This is a genomic window from Stenotrophomonas sp. YJH_SMC_73 (genome assembly GCF_059370155.1).
On record NZ_JCAFTJ010000006.1, the window covers coordinates 139,492 to 157,361 of the forward strand.

15 protein-coding genes are annotated in these 17,870 nt (G+C 68.7%); 10 read left to right on the forward strand and 5 right to left on the reverse strand.

Going from position 1 to position 17,870, the window contains the following annotated elements:
• Positions 1–54: 54 nt before the first annotated feature.
• Complete coding sequence (locus AC5P8R_RS11665) at positions 55–2,694, reverse strand: TonB-dependent receptor (RefSeq protein WP_495223431.1); 2,640 nt, start codon at positions 2,692–2,694, stop codon at positions 55–57.
• Positions 2,695–2,886: 192 nt separating this feature from the next.
• Here AC5P8R_RS11665 and queD point away from each other — a divergent pair, with 192 nt between their 5' ends.
• Entirely contained in the window at positions 2,887–3,249 is a 363-nt protein-coding gene (queD, locus tag AC5P8R_RS11670; RefSeq protein ID WP_014645831.1) for a 6-carboxytetrahydropterin synthase QueD, read from the forward strand.
• A gap of 117 nt (positions 3,250–3,366) precedes the next feature.
• Positions 3,367–3,714 (forward strand): phasin family protein, encoded by a 348-nt coding sequence (locus AC5P8R_RS11675; protein WP_014035870.1) that lies wholly within the window; start codon positions 3,367–3,369, stop codon positions 3,712–3,714.
• Between the two features lie 1,016 nt (positions 3,715–4,730).
• Here AC5P8R_RS11675 and asnB read toward each other — a convergent pair.
• On the reverse strand, positions 4,731–6,632 hold the full coding sequence (asnB, locus tag AC5P8R_RS11680) for an asparagine synthase (glutamine-hydrolyzing) (RefSeq protein WP_495223432.1): 1,902 nt from the start codon (positions 6,630–6,632) through the stop codon (positions 4,731–4,733).
• Positions 6,633–6,981: 349 nt separating this feature from the next.
• Here asnB and AC5P8R_RS11685 point away from each other — a divergent pair, with 349 nt between their 5' ends.
• Together AC5P8R_RS11685 and AC5P8R_RS11690 are read left to right on the forward strand one after the other, a co-directional pair.
• Entirely contained in the window at positions 6,982–7,671 is a 690-nt protein-coding gene (locus AC5P8R_RS11685) for a winged helix-turn-helix domain-containing protein (protein WP_014645829.1), read from the forward strand.
• Positions 7,668–9,014: an ATP-binding protein gene (locus tag AC5P8R_RS11690; RefSeq protein ID WP_032959211.1), complete on the forward strand. Its 1,347-nt coding sequence runs from the start codon at positions 7,668–7,670 to the stop codon at positions 9,012–9,014. Before AC5P8R_RS11685 ends, AC5P8R_RS11690 begins: the two co-directional genes overlap by 4 nt.
• Here the strand turns inward: AC5P8R_RS11690 and AC5P8R_RS11695 are convergent.
• The gene (locus AC5P8R_RS11695; protein WP_032959213.1) at positions 9,011–10,480 is read right to left on the reverse strand and encodes a sensor histidine kinase; all 1,470 of its coding nucleotides are present in this window, start codon (positions 10,478–10,480) and stop codon (positions 9,011–9,013) included. The two genes, AC5P8R_RS11690 and AC5P8R_RS11695, sit on opposite strands and share 4 nt — an antisense overlap.
• Positions 10,477–11,196 (reverse strand): response regulator transcription factor, encoded by a 720-nt coding sequence (locus AC5P8R_RS11700; RefSeq protein ID WP_262088260.1) that lies wholly within the window; start codon positions 11,194–11,196, stop codon positions 10,477–10,479. The genes AC5P8R_RS11695 and AC5P8R_RS11700 overlap by 4 nt, the downstream gene beginning before the upstream one ends.
• Positions 11,197–11,340: 144 nt before the next feature.
• Between AC5P8R_RS11700 and msrB the strand changes: the two genes are divergently transcribed.
• The 4 genes from msrB to AC5P8R_RS11720 all read left to right on the forward strand — a co-directional run bounded on the left by msrB (position 11,341) and on the right by AC5P8R_RS11720 (position 16,134).
• Positions 11,341–11,922, forward strand: coding sequence for a peptide-methionine (R)-S-oxide reductase MsrB (gene msrB, locus AC5P8R_RS11705; protein WP_262088261.1), 582 nt, complete (start codon positions 11,341–11,343; stop codon positions 11,920–11,922).
• Between the two features lie 2 nt (positions 11,923–11,924).
• Entirely contained in the window at positions 11,925–13,691 is a 1,767-nt protein-coding gene (locus AC5P8R_RS11710; protein WP_495223433.1) for a cytochrome c biogenesis protein DipZ, read from the forward strand.
• A 14-nt stretch (positions 13,692–13,705) separates the two neighbouring features.
• Positions 13,706–14,443 carry a peptide-methionine (S)-S-oxide reductase MsrA gene (gene msrA, locus AC5P8R_RS11715; RefSeq protein WP_262088263.1) on the forward strand — a complete coding sequence of 246 codons (738 nt, stop codon included), beginning with the start codon at positions 13,706–13,708 and terminating at the stop codon, positions 14,441–14,443.
• A 242-nt stretch (positions 14,444–14,685) separates the two neighbouring features.
• Positions 14,686–16,134 carry an aminotransferase-like domain-containing protein gene (locus AC5P8R_RS11720; protein ID WP_014645822.1) on the forward strand — a complete coding sequence of 483 codons (1,449 nt, stop codon included), beginning with the start codon at positions 14,686–14,688 and terminating at the stop codon, positions 16,132–16,134.
• 75 nt (positions 16,135–16,209) lie between these two features.
• Here AC5P8R_RS11720 and bioD read toward each other — a convergent pair whose 3' ends face one another.
• Positions 16,210–16,893 carry a dethiobiotin synthase gene (gene bioD / locus AC5P8R_RS11725; RefSeq protein ID WP_169412562.1) on the reverse strand — a complete coding sequence of 228 codons (684 nt, stop codon included), beginning with the start codon at positions 16,891–16,893 and terminating at the stop codon, positions 16,210–16,212.
• 68 nt (positions 16,894–16,961) lie between these two features.
• Here bioD and AC5P8R_RS11730 point away from each other — a divergent pair, with 68 nt between their 5' ends.
• Positions 16,962–17,444, forward strand: a complete 483-nt coding sequence (locus AC5P8R_RS11730; protein WP_014645821.1) for a GAF domain-containing protein — start codon at positions 16,962–16,964, stop codon at positions 17,442–17,444.
• Positions 17,441–17,803: a TfoX/Sxy family protein gene (locus AC5P8R_RS11735; RefSeq protein ID WP_014645820.1), complete on the forward strand. Its 363-nt coding sequence runs from the start codon at positions 17,441–17,443 to the stop codon at positions 17,801–17,803. The genes AC5P8R_RS11730 and AC5P8R_RS11735 overlap by 4 nt, the downstream gene beginning before the upstream one ends.
• Positions 17,804–17,870 lie beyond the last annotated feature (67 nt).

The window sequence follows — 17,870 nt, forward strand, 5'->3', positions numbered from 1 at the left end:
ACGGCAGGCGGTCGCGCGACCGGTCCCTTGGGGAGACCGGTCGCAGCGGGTGGATCAGAAGCGGTAGTCGAAGCCCAGCGTGAAGTAGCGGCCGCGCAGGTCGTACTGGCTGAAGTCGTACGGCGCGCGGATGCCCGGGAACGAGGCATCGTACGGCGGCGTCCTGTCGGCCAGGTTCTGCACCTTGGCGTACACCGTCAGCTTGTCGATGCCGGTGTAGGCCAGGTACAGGTCGTACTGGCTGTAGCTGCCGACGCGCTGCTGCACGGCCTTGGCGGCGGTGCTGGCCTCCTGGCGGTAGCTGCTGGTGTAGTACCAGGTCACCGCGGCGTTGAAGTCGCCGTATTTCCAGTCCAGGGTGGTGGTGGCCTTGTCCTTGGGCAGGGTCGCGCCGAGGTTGCTGCCGGCGTAGTCGACCAGCGGGCCGCCGACCACGGTCGGGCGACGGTAGTCGCGCACGTGGGTGTAGGCGGAGGACACGGTGAAGTCGCCGAGCGCAGCGGTCGGAATGCGCTGGCGCAGCTCGACGTCGATGCCTGATGTCTTCAGCTCGCTCAGGTTCTGGTAGCGGTTGTAGACGGCCTGCAGCTTGCCGCGCTCGTCGCGCTGCACGGCGCCGGCCACGTTGTCGTTGACCAAGGTCTGGGTGTTGTTGGTGCCGACCAGGTTGTCCAGCTGGATGCGGTAGTAGTCCACGCTCAGGTTGGTGTTGGCCCATGGCGACAGCACCACGCCGAAGTTCACGCTCTTGGTGCGCTCGGGCTTCAGTGCGTTGTTGCCGACGGTGAAGAAGGTCGGATTCTGGCGCGAGCCCGGCACGTCCGGATCACGCGGGTCGGCCACGCTGCCGTAGGCGATGCTGGTGCTGTTGGAGTTCTCCGACAGCGACGGTGCACGGAAGCCCTTCGACGCCGAGGCACGCACCAGCAGGAAATCGAGCGGCTGCCAGCGCAGGCCGATCTTCGGCGAGAACGCATCGCCGAAATCATCGTAGTGATCGGCACGCGCGGCGGCGGACAGTTCCAGGGTCGAGGCCAGCGGCACGTTCACTTCGGCGTAGGCGGCACTGACCTGGCGCTGGCCATGTACTTCGGCGATGGCCGGGCGCACCTGCAGGCCGGCATCGATCTGCCACGGGTTGTTGGAATCGAGCTTCTCGCGGCGCCACTCGGCACCGGCGGCGAAGCCGATCTCGCCGGCCCAGGTGTGGCCCAGGCTGCCGGAAATCTTCGCGTCGACGCCCTGCAGCTTGGACTCGGCCGGGCGCAGCGTGGCGATGTTGATCGAATCACGTACCGACTGCGGCGTGGCCGCCGGATTCAGCAGGTTGTAGCTGCCGGTGGCCAGCGCATCGGCCAGCGCCCAGCGATTGGCGAAGCCGCCGGACACGCTCTCACGCTCGCTGCTGCGTGCGCCGAATGCAGCCACTTCCCAGTCCCAGTTCGCAGTGGTGCCACGCAGGCCGAACACGCCGCGATAGGCGGTGGAACGGTTGGTCTTGATCGTGCCGCCGAGGTCGAAGAAGGTGTATTCGATCGGGATCGCACGGCCGTACGGGTTGTACGGATTGTTGGCCGGCAGCAGCGACGACACCGGTTCGGCCAGGCCACTGTTGGCGTTCAATGCGAAGCGGCCGCTCTCCAGGGTGAAGAACGGGCTGCTGCCGAACCACGCGGCACTCTTGATCTGGCTGTACAGCACTTCGCCGAAGGCTTCGACGTTGTCGTTCAGGCGGAAGGTACCGTTGGCATAGGCCTGGTAGCGCTTGGTCGAGGGGATCAGCGTGGTGAACGGGGCCTGGTTGAAGCCGCAGGTGTCGCCGGCCAGGCCGTCGATCGGCGCGCTGGCGACGCGGGTGGTACCGACCGGGCAGTTGCCGTTGGCGTCGAGCATCGGCACCGACACGCCGTTGACCAGGTAGCGCGCGCCCTTGGCCGACCAGCCGTTCCAGCGGCCACCGGGCTTGTCGGTGTAGATGCCGCTCTTGGTCAGGTTGCGTTCGTCCTGGTCCAGACGTTCGCGGTTGTAACCCTGCAGGCTGAAGAGGATGTTGTAGCCATCGGTGTCGAGATCACCAAGGCCGCCGACGAACTTCAGGTTCTGCTCGTGCAGGCCGCCCTGGTCGGCACCGCCGAAGCTGCCGCCGATCTCGGCGCCTTCGAAGTTCTGCCGGGTGATGATGTTGACCACGCCGGCCACGGCGTCGGAGCCGTACACCGCCGAGGCGCCGTCCTTGAGCACTTCGATGCGCTCGACCGCGACCAGCGGCAGCGCGTTGAGATCAACGAACGTATCGGACAGGCCACCGGCCGGGAAGCCGTAGTTGGCCAGGCGGCGGCCGTTGAGCAGCACCAGCGTGTTCTTCTGCGACAGGCCGCGCAGGCCGATGCCGGCCGAGCCGGAGGCCCAGCCGTTGTTGGTGGTTTCGTTGCTGGCGTTGCCGGTGTTGGCCGAGATCGAACGCAGCACATCGGCCACGGTGGCCTTGCCGGTCTGTTCCAGCTGCTGGCGGCCGATCACCTGCACCGGGTTGGAGGCCTCGGTATCGGTGCGCTTGATGTTGGAACCGGTGACACGCACGGCGGCCAGGGTGCTGGCTTCGCCACTGGCGTCGGCGGAGGTTTCGGCGGCGGCAGACAAAGGCGCGGCCAGAGCGACGGCCAGGGCCGCCACGAGCAGGGTGTGCTTGGGCATGACGATGTGGGGGAGGTGGTAAGGGCGATGAAGTTCCGCAGTAGTCCATGCCTGGCCCGGGTCCGGCCAATAACATCTCTTCATACGGATATAAGAGAAACTATCATCTCTTCATCCGGATGGAAAGAGTTACTTCACGAAAGCCCGGCATCCGCTCAGGATGGCCGGCCACCTGCGGCGTACAATTGCGCCATGGAAATCTTCAAAGTCTTCATGCTTGAGGCGGCGCACCGCCTCCCCAACGTACCGCCGGGGCACAAGTGCGCGCGCCTGCACGGCCACTCGTTCCGGGTGGAACTGAAGGTCGAGGGCGAGCCGGGTGCGCAGACCGGCTGGATCATGGATTTCGGTGACGTGAAGGCGGCCTTCCAGCCGATCTACGATCGCCTGGACCATCACTACCTCAACGACATCCCCGGCCTGGAGAACCCGACCAGCGAGAACTTGGCGGTGTGGATCTGGAACGAGCTCAAGCCCGGCCTGCCGGCGCTGAGCGAGATCACCGTGCACGAAACCTGCACGTCGGGGTGCCGTTACCGCGGCCCCACTGCCTGATCAACCCATTGATCTGAAAGGTGTTTCAAAGGCGCCTTGGGCGCCTTTGTTATTTTTGTTGCATTGCCGCATCAAGGGCGTATGCTGCAATGCATCAAGCCACTCCCTGACGCCCCCATGGCCGCCGCCTTCAGCGATCGCTTCAGTGATGCCACCCGCCAGCTCGCCGCCGCGGCAACGCGCGCGAACCGGTTGGCGTTGGAGAACGCGGAAAGCATGTTCGGCGTGCAGCTGAAGGTGATGGAGCGCAACCTGACTGCGACCGGCGGCTGGCTGGGTGAACTGGCCCGCGGCGAGGATGCGGCCGGGACGCTCTCCAAGGGCGCGCAGCTGTGGCAGGACAACCTGCAGCGGCTGGGCCAGGCCCAGCAGGACGTGGTCGGTCTCGGCCTGCAGGCCAGCAAGGCTTGGTCCGAGCTGGTGCAGGGCTACAACGAATCAACGGCGGACGCGAACAACCACTGACGCGACGCAACACTCATTGCGTGGGTCCCTCCCCCCACGCAATCCGGACCCGGCAGATCCCTCCCTCTGCCGGGTCTTTTTTTGCTTGTCGTTTGGATACCGAAGCGCGTCTTCGTGCGACGTCTCTGCAGGCTGAAGGGCCCCGCCGGGGCGGGCAGGGGTCTGGGCAAATGTCCCCCGGCGCCGGCCGTTGGCCGTCACCTCCTCCTTTACTTTGCCCAGACCCCTGCCCGCCCCGACGAGGCTCGGCGTGCGGTGAGGAGAGCGCAGCACGCGCGGCCGCCTTTCAAGGAAGCGCCGACAAACTCCGAACGCAGGGCGGAGGCCCTTGCGTACGAAGTAAAGGAGGAGGCGACGGCCAACGGCCGGCGCCGGGGGACATTCGTACGCAAGGGTCTCCGCCCTGCGCCGCGCAGAATGCATCCGCCACACGCATGTCTTCGTCCTGATCCGCCGCGAACCGATGGGCCCTGCCCGCCCCGACGAGGCTCGGCTTCCGGCGAGGAGATCACAGCGCTCGCGGCCGCCTTTCAAGGAGGCGCCGGCGAACTCCGAACGCCGGGCGGAGGCCCGTGCGTACGAAGTAAAGGGGGAGGTGACGGCCAACGGCCGGCGCCGGGGGACATTCGTACGCAAGGGTCTCCGCCCGGCGCCACGCAGAATGAACCCGCCGCACGCATGTCTTCGTCCCGATTCCCCGCGAACTGACGGGCCCCGCCGAGACAGGCAGGGGCCTGGGCAAATGTCCCCCGGCGCCGGCCGTTGGCCGTCCCCTCCTCCTCTACTTTGCCCAACCCCCTGCCCGCCCCGACGAGGCTCGGCTTGCGGTGGGTAAGGCTGCGAACAATCTGCCTTCAATGAGGCGCCGACGAACTCCGAACGCAGGGCGGATGCCCTTGCGTACGAAGTAAAGGGGGAGGTGACGGCCAACGGCCGGCGCCGGAGGACATTCGTACGCAAGGGCCTCCGCCCGGCGCCACGCAGAATGAACCCGCCGCACGCGATGCAGGAAGGGCTCAGCGCCCGCGACCACCGTGCCAGTGCTGGTGCCACGCCTGGAACATCAGCACGTTCCACAGGTGTGTGTGCCACTTGCGCTCGCCCCGCAGGAACGCCTCCCAGACACCACGCACGCGCGCCACATCGAAGCAGCCCTGATTGCGCAGCAGCTGCGGATCCAGCAGCGCCTCCGCCCAGTCGCGCAGCGGGCCCGCCAACCAGCGCGCCATCGGCGGTCCGAAGCCGCGCTTGGGGCGATACACCAGCGGCTCCGGCAGATAGCGTGCCAGCAGATGCTTGAGGATCCGCTTGTGCTCCCCATCGTGATACTTCAGGTGCTGCGGCAGCCGCCAGGCCAGGCGCACCACCTCCATGTCCAGCAGCGGCGCACGGGTTTCAACGCCCGCCGCCATGCCCGCACGATCAACCTTGGCCAGGATGCCCTCGGCCAGGTCCATGCGGAAATCCAGCAGCTGGATGCGCGCCTCGGCCGGCAGCGCCGTGTCCTGCTGCTGGAAGATCGTCACCGGCTCACGCGCACCCAGCACCACCTGCGCCGGCTGCCGCCAGCGGGTCACGCGCTGCAGGTAGTGACCTTCCACATCATTGGCAGCCACCTCGGCCACCAGGGCGCGCCAACCACCGAGGCGGCCGCGCTCGACGTTCATGCGGTTGCCGCTGCGCCGCGCCAGGTCGCGTACCCAGTCCGGCAGGCCACCACACAGGCGCGCATTGCGCAGCGCGCGGCCATAGCTGGGATGCCCGAAGAACAGTTCATCGCCACCGTCACCGGTCAGTGCCACCGGCTTGCGCGCCCCCAGCAGTTCACTGGCCAGCAGCGTCGGCAGCTGCGAGGCGTCGGCGAAGGGCTCGCACCAGACCTGCGGCAGGCGCTGCAGCAGGTCCAGGCCCTGGCGCGCGTCCATGCGATGCAGGTGGTGTTGCACGCCCAGATGGCGCGCGACCTGCGACGCCCAGTCGCTTTCGTCATGCCCCGGATCGTCGAAGCCGACCGTCCACGCTTCGATCGGCAGGGTCGATTGTGCCTGCATCATCGCCGTCAACAGCGAGGAGTCGGTACCGCCGGACAGGAACGCGCCGCACGCCAGGGGCGAGTGCATGCGTGAAGCGATGGCCTTCTGCAGTACCGCTTCAAGCTGGTCGGTGGCCTGTTCCAGGCTCGGCGCCGGCTGCAGCGGCTCCTGCAGTGCACTCTGCATCGCGTCGCGTGCGCACCAGTAACGCGCGCCGCCCTGCGCGGCCTGGCTGGAGCAACCCGCGGCATGGTCGCTGAGATCGATACGCAGCATCGCGCCCGCCACCAGTTTGTGGATGCCACGGTAGATGGTGTGCGGCGCCGGCACATAGTCGTGGCGCAGCAGCAGGCTCAGGGCATCCTGGTCGATGCTCGGCGCGAAGCCGGCGAAGGCCTGCAGCGCCTTCAACTCCGAGGCGAACAGGAACTGGCCCTGGTACCAGCCGTAATACAGCGGCCGCTCGCCCACCGGATCACGGGCCAGCCACAGCACGCGCGACTCCCGGTCCCAGACGCTGAAACCGAAGGCGCCTTCGATGCGCGACAGCGCCCGCTGCACGCCCCATTCGACGATCGCCTGCAGCAGCAGCCGCGCATCGCTGCAACTGCGGGGCAGATCGCGCAGCTGCGCCTGCAGGTCGCCGCGGTTGTACAGGCGGCCGTCCAGGCACAGCACGTAGCGACCGCAGTCCGAGCTCAGCGGCTGCAACGGCGTATCGGTCGGCGCCCGGCAATGGCCCAGCGCGAGGCCGGCCTCGGCGTCGGTCCAGTAGCCGATGCGGCCACGCCCACGCTGCTGCAGCGCGCGCAGCATCGGCGCCAGCTGCTGCAGCAGCTGCTCATCCTCGGCGGGCGGCAGCCAGGCCCCGACCACGCCGCTCATCGGAAGCCTCCGCACTGGCAGCGGCGGGACGGGTTCGGCAGGCAGGGGGCGGCGGGCGACATGGGGACGGCACGCGGAGCGGAGGAGACTCCATGCTCGGCGCGGGGGCGCGCGGCGTCAGTCGCTTTGCTGTCAGCGATCGTCACCAGCCGTATCACGAAGGTAACGTTTTGTAACAGCAACAGGCTATGCTGGCCGCCAAGTTGTTGCCGGGACTGAGACCCGGCCCGCGCGCCAGCAACCCCGGCTGAATGGCGCCCGCCCCCGGGACCCGGGCGGCCCGAAGGCTGGGATAGCATCGCCGCGCTCGTGCCGTGGCGGTACGTTTGCGCCCACGGAGGCCTTGGAAATGCTGGATATCGTACTGGTCGAAGACGATGCCCGCCTGGGAACGATGGTCAGCGACTACCTGCAACGGCATGGCTACCAGGTGGCCCACGAGCGCAGCGGCGAGCGCGCCGTGGCCCGGATCCTGGCGGAGAAGCCGGCCCTGGTGCTGCTCGATGTGGGCCTGCCCGACCAGGATGGTTTCGAAGTGTGTCGGCAGATCCGGCCCCACTATGACGGCATCATCTGCGTGCTGACCGCCCGTACCGACAACATCGACCAGGTGCTGGGCCTGGAACTGGGGGCCGACGATTACATCGGCAAACCCATCGAACCGCGGGTGCTGCTGGCCCGCCTGCGCGCCCACCTGCGCCGCCACCGCCGGGTCGAACCGCGTGACGGCAGCCTGCGCTTCGGCGAGCTGAGCATCGACCCGTCCACCCGCAACGTGCACCTGCAGGGCAGCCTGCTGGAGCTGACCACCGCCGAGTTCGACCTGCTGTTCCTGCTGGCCAGCAATGCCGGCCAGATCCTGGACCGCGACGCGCTGCTGCGCGGCCTGCGTGGCATCGCCTTCGATGGCCTGGACCGCTCAATCGATGCCCGCATCTCGCGCCTGCGCCGCAAGCTGGGCGACAACCCGGAGCAGCCGGAACGGATCAAGACCGTCCGTGGCCGCGGCTACCTGTTCAGCCGCTCGGCATGGGGATGAAACGCACACCGTCGGCGATGCGCGGCCACGCCTTCCACTTCCTGCGCTACGGCATCGGTTTCCTGGTCGCCCACCTGTTGTTGATCGTGCTGGGCCTGTGGGCCTGGGACGCCCTGCTGGAAGACCGCACCGAAGCCGGCCTGCAGGCCGAGATGCGCGGCACGCACGCGCTGCTGCAGCATCGCTTCGCCGAAACCCCGCGCGAGCAGTGGCCGGCACTGGCGCGCGAACTCGACGCCGATTTCGCCTATGCGCTGCGCATGGTGCCGCTGGCCGAGGCGGTGAAGGCGCTGCCGGCCAGCCAGCGCCCGCCGTTCAACAACGGCCGCGTACAGATCGACCTGGAGCACATGCGCAGCCTGCAGCGGATCGGCGACAGCGACTACGCCGTGATGCTGGGCCCGTTGGACGAGGCGCTGCCGGACGAAGGCTGGCAGGACAGCGAAGTATCCGGTGTGGCGATCCTGCTGCTGATCCTGATGGTAGCGGTGGCACTGCCGATGTACGTGATGGTGTACCGGCTGTGGCGCGACGTCTCGCAGCTGGCCCAGGCGGCCCGCCGCATGCGCGACGGCCAGCTGGACACGCGTGCGCCGCGCGCCGGCACCGCGCTGGTGCGGCCGCTGGCCAACGCCTTCAACCACATGGCCGAGCAGCTGCAGCAGCTGCTGGAAAGCCAGCGCGTGCTGGCCCAGGCGGTCGCGCACGAGGTGCGCACGCCGTTGGCACGGATGCGTTTCGGCCTGGCCGACCTGGAAGACACCGCGCTCGACGATGTGCAGCGCGATGCGCTGGGCGGGCTGCGCACCGACGTCGATCGGCTGCAGCACCTCACCGATGCCGGCGTCGAATACGCCGCACTGGGCCGCTGCCATCAGCTGACCCGCCAGCGCCTGCAGCTGGCGGCGCTGGTGCGCGGCGTGGTGGCCCAGTTCGCACCGTTGCCGATGCCGGTGCAGCAGGCGTTGTCGCCGGTGGGCCTGGTCAACGTCAACCGGCACATGCTTGAACTGGCGCTGCGCAACCTGCTCGGCAATGCGCTGCGTTACGCGCGTCGGCAGATCCGCATCGCCAGCACGGTCAATGACGGCTGGCTGTGCCTGCAGGTGGAGGACGACGGCCCCGGCATCGCACCGGAACTGCGCGGCCAGGTGCTGCAACCCTATGTGCGGCTGGACCCGGGCAGCCCCGGCTTCGGCCTCGGGCTGGCGCTGGTGCAGGTGGTGGCCGACAAGCATGGCGGCCAGGTCGAGGTGACCGATTCGGCGCTGGGCGGCGCCTGCATCCGCCTGCACCTGCCGCTGGAAACCGGCGGTGTCGTGGAGGCCGAGGCAGCCTGCTAGACCGCCGTTTCCGCGCGCGGCAAGGCAAACACGAACAGCGCGCCCCGTTCGCTGTCGCGCAGTTCGATGCGGCGGCCATGCAACTGCACGATGCGCTGCACGATCAACAGGCCCAATCCGCCGTTGTCGCCACGCCGCGCGCCGAGCGCGGCCGGTGCCTGGAACAGCTGGGTACGCAGCGCCGGGGCTACCCCGGGGCCATCATCGGCGACGCAGACCTCCACGCTGTCGGCGGTCGCGCGCAGGCGCACCTCGATCTGGCCACCCTCGGGTGCATGGCGCAGCGCGTTGTCGAGCAGGTTGGTCAGCACCCGCTCGACCAGGCCCAGGTCCGCACGGACCAGCGGCAGGCCGGGCGGAAACGCCGCGTGCAGCTGCTGGCCACGCGCCTGTGCCGCCAGTTCGAACTTCTGCAGCACGTCCTGCAGCAGCTCCGGCAGCGCGAACACTTCCCACTCCAGCCGCACTTCGCCGTGCTCCAGCCGCGCCAGTTCGAACAGCGCGCGCGCCAGCCGGCCGACCTTGGCGCTCTGTGCCAGCGCAATGCCGAGATAGCGGCGGCGCTCGTCCGGTGACAGCGTGGCGTCCTTCAACGCCAGCGTTTCCAGGTAGCCGTGCAGCGACGACAACGGCGTGCGCAGGTCGTGCGAGATGTTGGCGACCAGTTCACGGCGCTGCAGATCCTGCTGGCGCAGCTGCTGCCACTGCTCGCCCAGCCGCTGCGCCATCTGCGCGTGCGCATGTTCCAGGATCACCAGTTCGTCGCGCTCACCAGCGCGCAGCGGCTCCGGCGGCGGCAGCGGCGTCGGCGCATCGATATCAAAGGCCTGGATCCGCCGGGTCAGCCGCCGCAACGGACGCGTCACCCAGTAGAACGCGACCAGCCCGGCCAACAGGCCGAGGCTGCCGACCAGCACCACCGACCACAGCGTGGTGTTCCACTGGCTGCCGGCGGCAAGATCGTCGGCGAGCATCTGCCGGTGCTCGCCGACCAGCACCACGTACACATAGCCGGCCGGCCGGCCCTGCACGATCAATGGTGCAGCGCTGAACACCTTGCGGCCATCGGCGCTGCGCGGGTCATCGCCGAGGATCGGCAACGGTGCACCGGCCAGCAGGCGACGCAACGGCGCCACATCCACCCGGTTGCGCACCAGATGTCCACTGGGTGCATCGTGACCGAGGATGCGGCCCTGGTCGTCCAGCAGGTAGACCTCGACGCTGGGGTTGACCGCCATCAGCTGGCCGAACAGCGCGCGCACCGCGGCATCGCGCATGCCGCTGGTGTCCATCAGCTCGCTGCGCTGGGCGATGTGTTCGGCCAGGCCCAGCGACAGCCGCTGCACGACTTCCTGCTCGTGGCGGGTGTTGGCACGCATCTGCAGTGCCAGCAGCGCCATGCAGCACATCAGCATCAGCGCGGCGGTCACCACCGCCAGCTTCTGCCACAGGTTCGGCTTGATCATGCCGCCGCCCCGGCCGGGTCGACCAGCTTGTAACCGCGGCCCCACACCGTCAGCAACCGCCGTGGGTTGGCCGGGTCGGGTTCGATCTTGCTGCGCAAGCGGTTGATGTGGGTGTTGACCGTGTGCTCATAGCCATCGTGCTGGTAGCCCCAGACCTGGTTGAGCAGTTCCATGCGTGCGAACACCTGGTCCGGATGACGGGCGAAGAACAGCAGCAGGTCGAACTCGCGCGGGGTCAGTTCCAGCGTGTTGCCATCCACCGAAGCGGTGCGCGCGACCGGATCGAGCTGCAGCCCACCCAGCTCGATCGCGCCGGCATCGATGCGCGCGCTCTGCGCCATCGCCTCGGCGCGGCGCAGCAGCGCACGTACCCGTGCCACCAGTTCCGGCATCGAAAAGGGTTTTGCCAGGTAATCGTCCGCGCCCAGTTCCAGGCCGACGATGCGCTGCGTTTCACTGCCGCGCGCGCTGATGATGATGATCGGGACATACCGCGCCATCGCGCGCGCGCGCTGGCACACCTGCAGCCCGTCCACGCCGGGCAGCATCACGTCCAGCACCAGCGCATCCCACGGGCCGTCCTGCTCGAGCAGGCGCAGGCCGGCATCGCCGCTGGCGGCATGGGCGACGTTGTAGCCCTCATCACCCAGGTGCATGCGCAGCAGGTCGGCGATGTGGGCATCGTCTTCAACGATCAGCACGCGTTTGGTCGACATCGGCAGCTCGGGGCCAGTGGGGAGGCTGGCTGCATTGTGGCGCGGGACGGCCGCCGATACCTCACGAAAAATTGAATCCTGCGTGAGGATTCGTTGACCCGGGCGGGCGCAGCATGGCCCCGTCGCCCCTTCCCGGAGTCCGCCATGTCCCTCTCCCGCCGCCATCTGCTGGGCCTGGGCGGTGTCGCCACCGCCGCCGGCCTGTTCGGCCTGTTCGGCCTGGGGGCCTGCAGCCGCGCCGCCCCGGCCGCCGCCGAAGCGCGCCCGTCGCGACAGTTCGAGGTCATGCACAGTGATGCCGACTGGCGCCAGCGCCTGACCCCAGCGCAGTACGCGGTGCTGCGCCAGCAGGCCACCGAACGGCCCTGGAGCAGCCCGCTCAACAAGGAACACCGGCAGGGCACCTTCGCCTGCGCCGGCTGTGCGCTGCCGCTGTTCTCCTCGTCCACCAAGTTCGAGAGTGGCACCGGCTGGCCCAGCTTCTGGGCCCCCCTGCACAACGCCATCGGCGAAGACCGCGACGTCACCTTCGGGATGCTGCGGGTGGAGGTGCATTGCCGCCGCTGCGGCGGCCATCTCGGCCATGTGTTCAACGATGGGCCACGCCCGACCGGGCTGCGCTACTGCATGAACGGTGCGGCGATGGTGTTCGTTCCCGGCGCCACGGATGGCACTGCCGACGGCTGGCGGGTGCCGGTCGGTTCTTCCCCTGCTTCCGGAGCCTGACGATGCTGCTGTTGCTGCTTGCCTATCTGGGGGGCGCGCTGACCCTGCTCAGCCCCTGCATCCTGCCGGTGCTGCCGTTCGTGTTCGCGCGTGCCGATCGCCCGTTCCTGCGCAGCACGCTGCCGCTGCTGCTGGGCATGGCGCTCACCTTCACCGTGGTCGCCAGCCTGGCCGCGGTGGGCAGCCAATGGGTGGCACAGGCCAACCAGGTCGGACGCTGGGTCGCCCTGCTGCTGATGGCGTTGTTCGCGGTCGCCCTGCTCTGGCCACGACTGGCCGACCACCTGCTGGCGCCGTTCCAGCGCATGGGTGCCCGCCTGAGTGCGCGCGCCGATGCGGCGGATGCCGCGGGGCACGGCGGCGCGTGGACCTCGCTGCTGATCGGCATCGCCACTGGCCTGCTGTGGGCACCGTGTGCCGGGCCGATCCTCGGTCTGGTGCTGACCGGCGCCGCCCTGCATGGCGCCAGCGTCGGTACCACTGCGCTGCTGCTGGCCTACGCACTGGGTGCGATCACCGCATTGGCGCTGGCGGTGTGGATCGGCGGCCGGGTGTTCCGCGCGATGCAGGCGCGGCTCGGCCTCGGCGATGTACTTCGCAAGGTGCTGGGTGTGGCCGCGCTGCTGGCCGTCGTGGCGATCGGCCTCGGCTGGGATACCGGCCTGCTGACCCGCTTGTCCACGGTCAGCACCGCCCGTATCGAGCAACGCCTGCTGGATGCAGCGCCCGGCGCGCAGCCGGCGGCACCGCCGATGATGATGGCCGGCGCCAATGCCGGTGCCGATGCAGCGCTGCCGGTGGAGGGCACGCTGCCCGCGCTGGACGGTGCCACTGGCTGGCTCAACAGCCCGCCGCTGAGTGCACAGCAGCTGCGCGGCAAGGTGGTTCTGGTCGATTTCTGGACCTATTCCTGCATCAACTGCCTGCGCGCGATGCCGTTCGTGCACGAATGGGAGCGACGCTACCGCGACCACGGCCTGGTGGTGGTCGGCGTGCACACGCCGGAGTTCGCCTTCGAGCGTGACCCACGCAACGTGATGAAAGCGGTGCAGCAGCTGAAGGTCGAGTACCCGGTGGCGCTCGACAACCAGTACACGATCTGGCGCGCCTTCAACAACCGCTACTGGCCCGCGCAGTACTTCGTCGACGCGCAGGGCAACATCCGCGGCCACCAGTTCGGCGAGGGCAACTATGCGCGCTCGGAACAGATGATCCGTCGCCTGCTGACCGAAGCCGGGCAGACCAATCTGCCGCCACCGGCCGATCCCGCTGCCGCCGGCCTGAAGGGCGTGGCCGTGCAGGCCGACATGGGCAACCTGCGTTCGCCGGAAACCTACCTGGGACACGCCCGCGCCGAGCAGTTCGCCTCGCCCGGCGGGCAGCGCAGCGACGCCGCGTTCGACTACACGCTGCCGGCCACCCTGGCGTTGAACCAGTGGGGGCTGTCCGGGCGCTGGACCGTCACCGATGAGGCCGCACAGCTGCAGCAGGCCGGCGGCCGCATCGCCTTCCAGTTCCATGCGCGCGACCTGCACCTGGTGCTGGCACCGAGCGAGGACGGCAGGCCAGTGCGTTTCCGCGTCTGGCTGGACGGCAAAGCGCTGCCCGCCACCGATGCCGGCAGTGATGTTGGTGCCGATGGCAGTGGCGTCGTCGACGAGCACCGCCTGTACCAGCTGATCCGCCAGCGCGGCGCAGTCGGTCCGCATCGCTTCGAGATCGAGTTCCTCGATGCGGGCGTGCAGGCCTATGCCTTCACCTTCGGTTGAACCGGGAGGACATGATGAAACTCTCCTTTGAACAGGGCATCGCCGCCGGTGTGGCCGGCCTGGTGGCCACGGCCTTGATTGCCGGTGTGCTGCTGGTTGACCACGGCGCGATTGCGGCGCCGATCGAAGCCAGCGCGCAGATCCAGGCACTGCCGGCCCCCACCGGCGATGCGGCGTTCCGCGATGACGCCCCCCACGCCAGCGTGGTGTTCGCCGGTGGTTGCTTCTGGGGCGTGCAGGGCGTGTTCCAGCACGTCAAGGGCGTGAGCAATGCCGTGTCCGGCTACATCGGTGGCAGTGCGGCCAATGCGCGTTATGAGCGCGTCAGCGGTGGCCAGACCGGGCATGCCGAAGCAGTGAAGATCAACTACGACCCGCGCCAGGTCAGCTACGGGCAGCTGATGCAGGTGTTCTTCTCGGTGGTGCACGACCCGACCCAGCTCAATCGGCAGGGGCCGGACCACGGCAGCCAGTATCGCTCGGCGATCTTCAGTGACGACGCGCGCCAGCAGGCTGCCAGTCGCGCCTACATCGCCCAGCTCGGCCAGGCCGGCAGCTACCGCGCGCCGATCGTCACCCAGCTGGTCAGCGGCCAGCGCTTCTACCCGGCCGAGAGCTACCACCAGAACTACATGACCAACTACCCGCAGGCGGCCTACATCCGCTACTACGACGCACCGAAGCTGGCCGCGCTGGGCAAGCAGTTCCCGGCGCTGTACCGGCGCGAGGCGGTGCTGGTGCCGATGCGGTAGCCGGCATTCCCCCTTGGGCTGACCGACGCTCGGCGGTGCTCTCTGTAGAGCCGAGCCCACGCTCGGCTGCTGTTGGCGGAAGTGCAGCCGAGCATGGGCTCGGCTCTACACACAGAAAAAGACGCACGGCCATCCAGCCGTGCGTTTGGGAAGTATCGGCCGTGCCCCGATCAGGCCCGGCCGACAACGACATGCTAGGCTCGCCATCATCATGGGTACAGCACCAGATGGTGGGAAATTCGATGGATACAGATGACCAGAGCGCGATGATCCCACCCCGCTACCAACGGCTGTCCGACGAGCTGGCCGAGGCCATCCACGGCGGACGCCTTCCGGTTGGCAGCCGCCTGCCTTCGCTGCGGCAGATGGCCCTGCAGCGCAGGCTCAGCCTGAACACGGTGATTGCCGCCTATCGCCAGCTGGAGGACGCCGGCCTGGTCATTCCGCGGCCCAAAGCCGGCTTCGAGGTGGCGCCGCGCTTGTCGGTGCCAGAGCGTTCGCTGCGTGATACCCCGTCCGCACCCACCGCACCACTGCAGCAGGTGCTGATGGCCCGCGTGCTGGAAGCACAGCGCCGCCCCGGTGTGATCGACCTGGCCTTTGCCGGTCCGCGCGGGCGCCAGTTCTATCCGGGCGCGCAGCTGGCCCGGCATACCGCACAGGTGCTGCGCCACGGCCAGCAGACGGTGGAGACCTACGCGCGCCCCAACGGCTCGCCACGGCTGCTGGCGCAGATCGTGCGGCGTGGCCCGCGCATGGGGCTGCACACCCACAGCGAACGCCTGCTGCTGACCCATGGTGCGATGGAGGGCCTGCAGCTGGCGCTGCGCGCGGTCACCCAGCCCGGTGATGCGGTCGGCATCGAGGCACCGTCCTACTTCAACCTGTATCCGTTGCTGGCCAACCTCGGCCTGCAGGCCATCGAGCTGCCCACCCATCCGCAGCACGGACTGGATGTGGATGCGCTGGACGCGCTGCTGCAGCACACACCGCTGGCCGCACTGGTGGTGATGCCGACCGTGCACAACCCGCTCGGCTGCACCATGCCGACCGCCGCCAAGCAGCGCCTGGCCGAGCTGGTCAACGCACGGCAGCTGCCGCTGATCGAGGACGCGGTGTACGCCGAGCTGCAGTTCTGCGAACCGCCGGCGCCCCTGCTGAAGGCCTTCGATCGCGACGGCTGGGTGATGGTGGTCGGAGGTTTCTCCAAGACACTGGCGCCGGATTACCGCATCGGCTGGCTGGATGGCGGCCGCTTCGCCGAGCGCATCGCGCTGCTGAAATTCCAGTCCACCGGCGGCGAGCCGCAGCTGCTCGGTGACGCGGTCGCGGCGTATCTGGAAGCGGGCAGCTACGAGCACCACCTGCATCGCATGCGCCGGCTGTACCGCGAACAGGTGGGACGGCTGCGCCAGCTGGTGGCCGAGCACTTCCCGGCCGGCACCCGCGCCACCGAACCGCAGGGCGGATTCCTGCTGTGGCTGGAACTGCCGGGCGTGGATACGCGCGAGCTGTTCGAGCGAGCGCTGCAGGAGGACATCGTGTTCATGCCCGGCCAGGTCTATTCACGTGGCGCGCGATACCGCCACTGCCTGCGGCTGTCGTGCTGCCAGACCCTGGATGCGCGCTTCATTGGCGCGGTGGAACGACTGGGCGCGATCGCGCGGGAGCTGGCGGCCGCAGCACGGTAGTGCCGGCCGCTGGCCGGCAACATCGGGATCACCGGGTGGATGCGGTTGCCGGCCAGCGGTCGGCACTACCCAGGATCACTCGAGCAGGTGCGCGCTCAGCGCTTCGCCATCCGCACCCGGCAGATGCGGCAGCCGTCCCCAGCACGGCATCGGCAGGCGCTGCTGCAACGTGGCGATGTTCTCATCCTGGCGCTGCATCGCCGGGTCGATGTGGTTGCCGATCCAGCCCAGGCACTGCACGCCGCTGGCCTGCAGCGACTGCGCAGTCAGCCGCGCATGGTTGACGCAGCCCAGCCGCATGCCCACCACCAGCAGCACCGGCAACTGCAGTGCTCGCACCAGGTCCAGCTGGTCCAGCGTGGCCGAGACCGGCGCCAGCCACCCACCGACGCCTTCCACCACCACGATGTCGGCCTGTGCGCGCAGTCGCGCGAACGCAGCCACGATCGGCGCCAGTTCCACCCGCACGCCGTCCTCGGCAGCGGCCAGCTCCGGTGCCAGCGGCTGCCGCAGCGCATACGGGTTCAGATCGGCATAGTCCGGCACCGGCCAGCTGGCCGCCTGCAGCGCCAGCGCGTCTGCGTTGCGCAGGCCCTGCCCCAGGTCTTCGCTGCCGCTGGCCACCGGTTTCATGCCCACCGCGCGCAGGCCGCGCCGGCGCAGCGCATGCAGCAGCGCGGTGCTGGCCGCGGTCTTGCCGATCTCCGTATCGGTGCCGGTAATGAACAGGGCGGGCGGCAGCGTAGCGGGCAACGGCATCGATAGGCTCCAACAGGGCAACAGAGCGTGCATTATCGCCGGCCCGGCGCGCTTGCTAGACTGCGGGCATGTTCGCCAATGCCTCGCTTACCGGCAGCAAGCCGGAACAATACGCCCAGCTGCTGGAACAGGCCCGTGGCCTGGTCTACGCCGAGTCCGACCGCATCGCCAACGCGGCCAACCTCTCCGCACTGGTCTACCACGCCCTGCCCGACCTGAACTGGGTGGGTTTCTACCTGTACGACGGCACGGAGCTGGTGGTCGGCCCGTTCCAGGGCCTGCCGGCCTGCGTGCGCATCCCGCTGGACAAGGGCGTGTGCGGTGCCGCCGCCAGCCAGCGCGTGACCCAGCGCGTGGACGACGTCGATGCCTTCCCCGGCCATATCGCCTGCGATTCGGCCTCGCGTTCGGAACTGGTGGTGCCGCTGCTGCGCGGCGATGAACTGATCGGCGTGTTCGACATCGACAGCCCGAAGATCGGCCGCTTCGATGCCGATGACCAGGCCGGCCTGGAAGCCATCGCCCGCGTGTTCGTCGAGGCGCTGGGATGAGCGCACCGAAGCTGCGCAACATCGGCCCCAAGAGTGCAGCGTGGCTGCGCCAGGTCGGCCTGCGCAGCCGCGAGGACCTGGTTGCGACCGGCGCAGTCGGCGCCTTCGTCAAGGTCAAGCGCGCCGGCTTCAAGCCCAGCCTGAACCTGCTGTACTCGCTGGAAGGCGCGCTGCTGGACTGCCACTGGCAGGAACTGAGCGAGCCGCAGCGTGAGGCGCTGGTGCAGGATTACGAAGCACGCATCGCCGCGCATCCGCTGAAGGCGGCCGGCCCGGCGTCGGGTCCGGTGCATGAGCAGCGCTTCGATGCCGACGATGACGCGGAAGACAGCGTGACCGAGGATGCGGACGAGGATTGACTGCACCGGTAGTGCCGGCCGCTGGCCGGCAACTGCGTGGTCTTTTCAACGTTCCTGAGACTGCCGG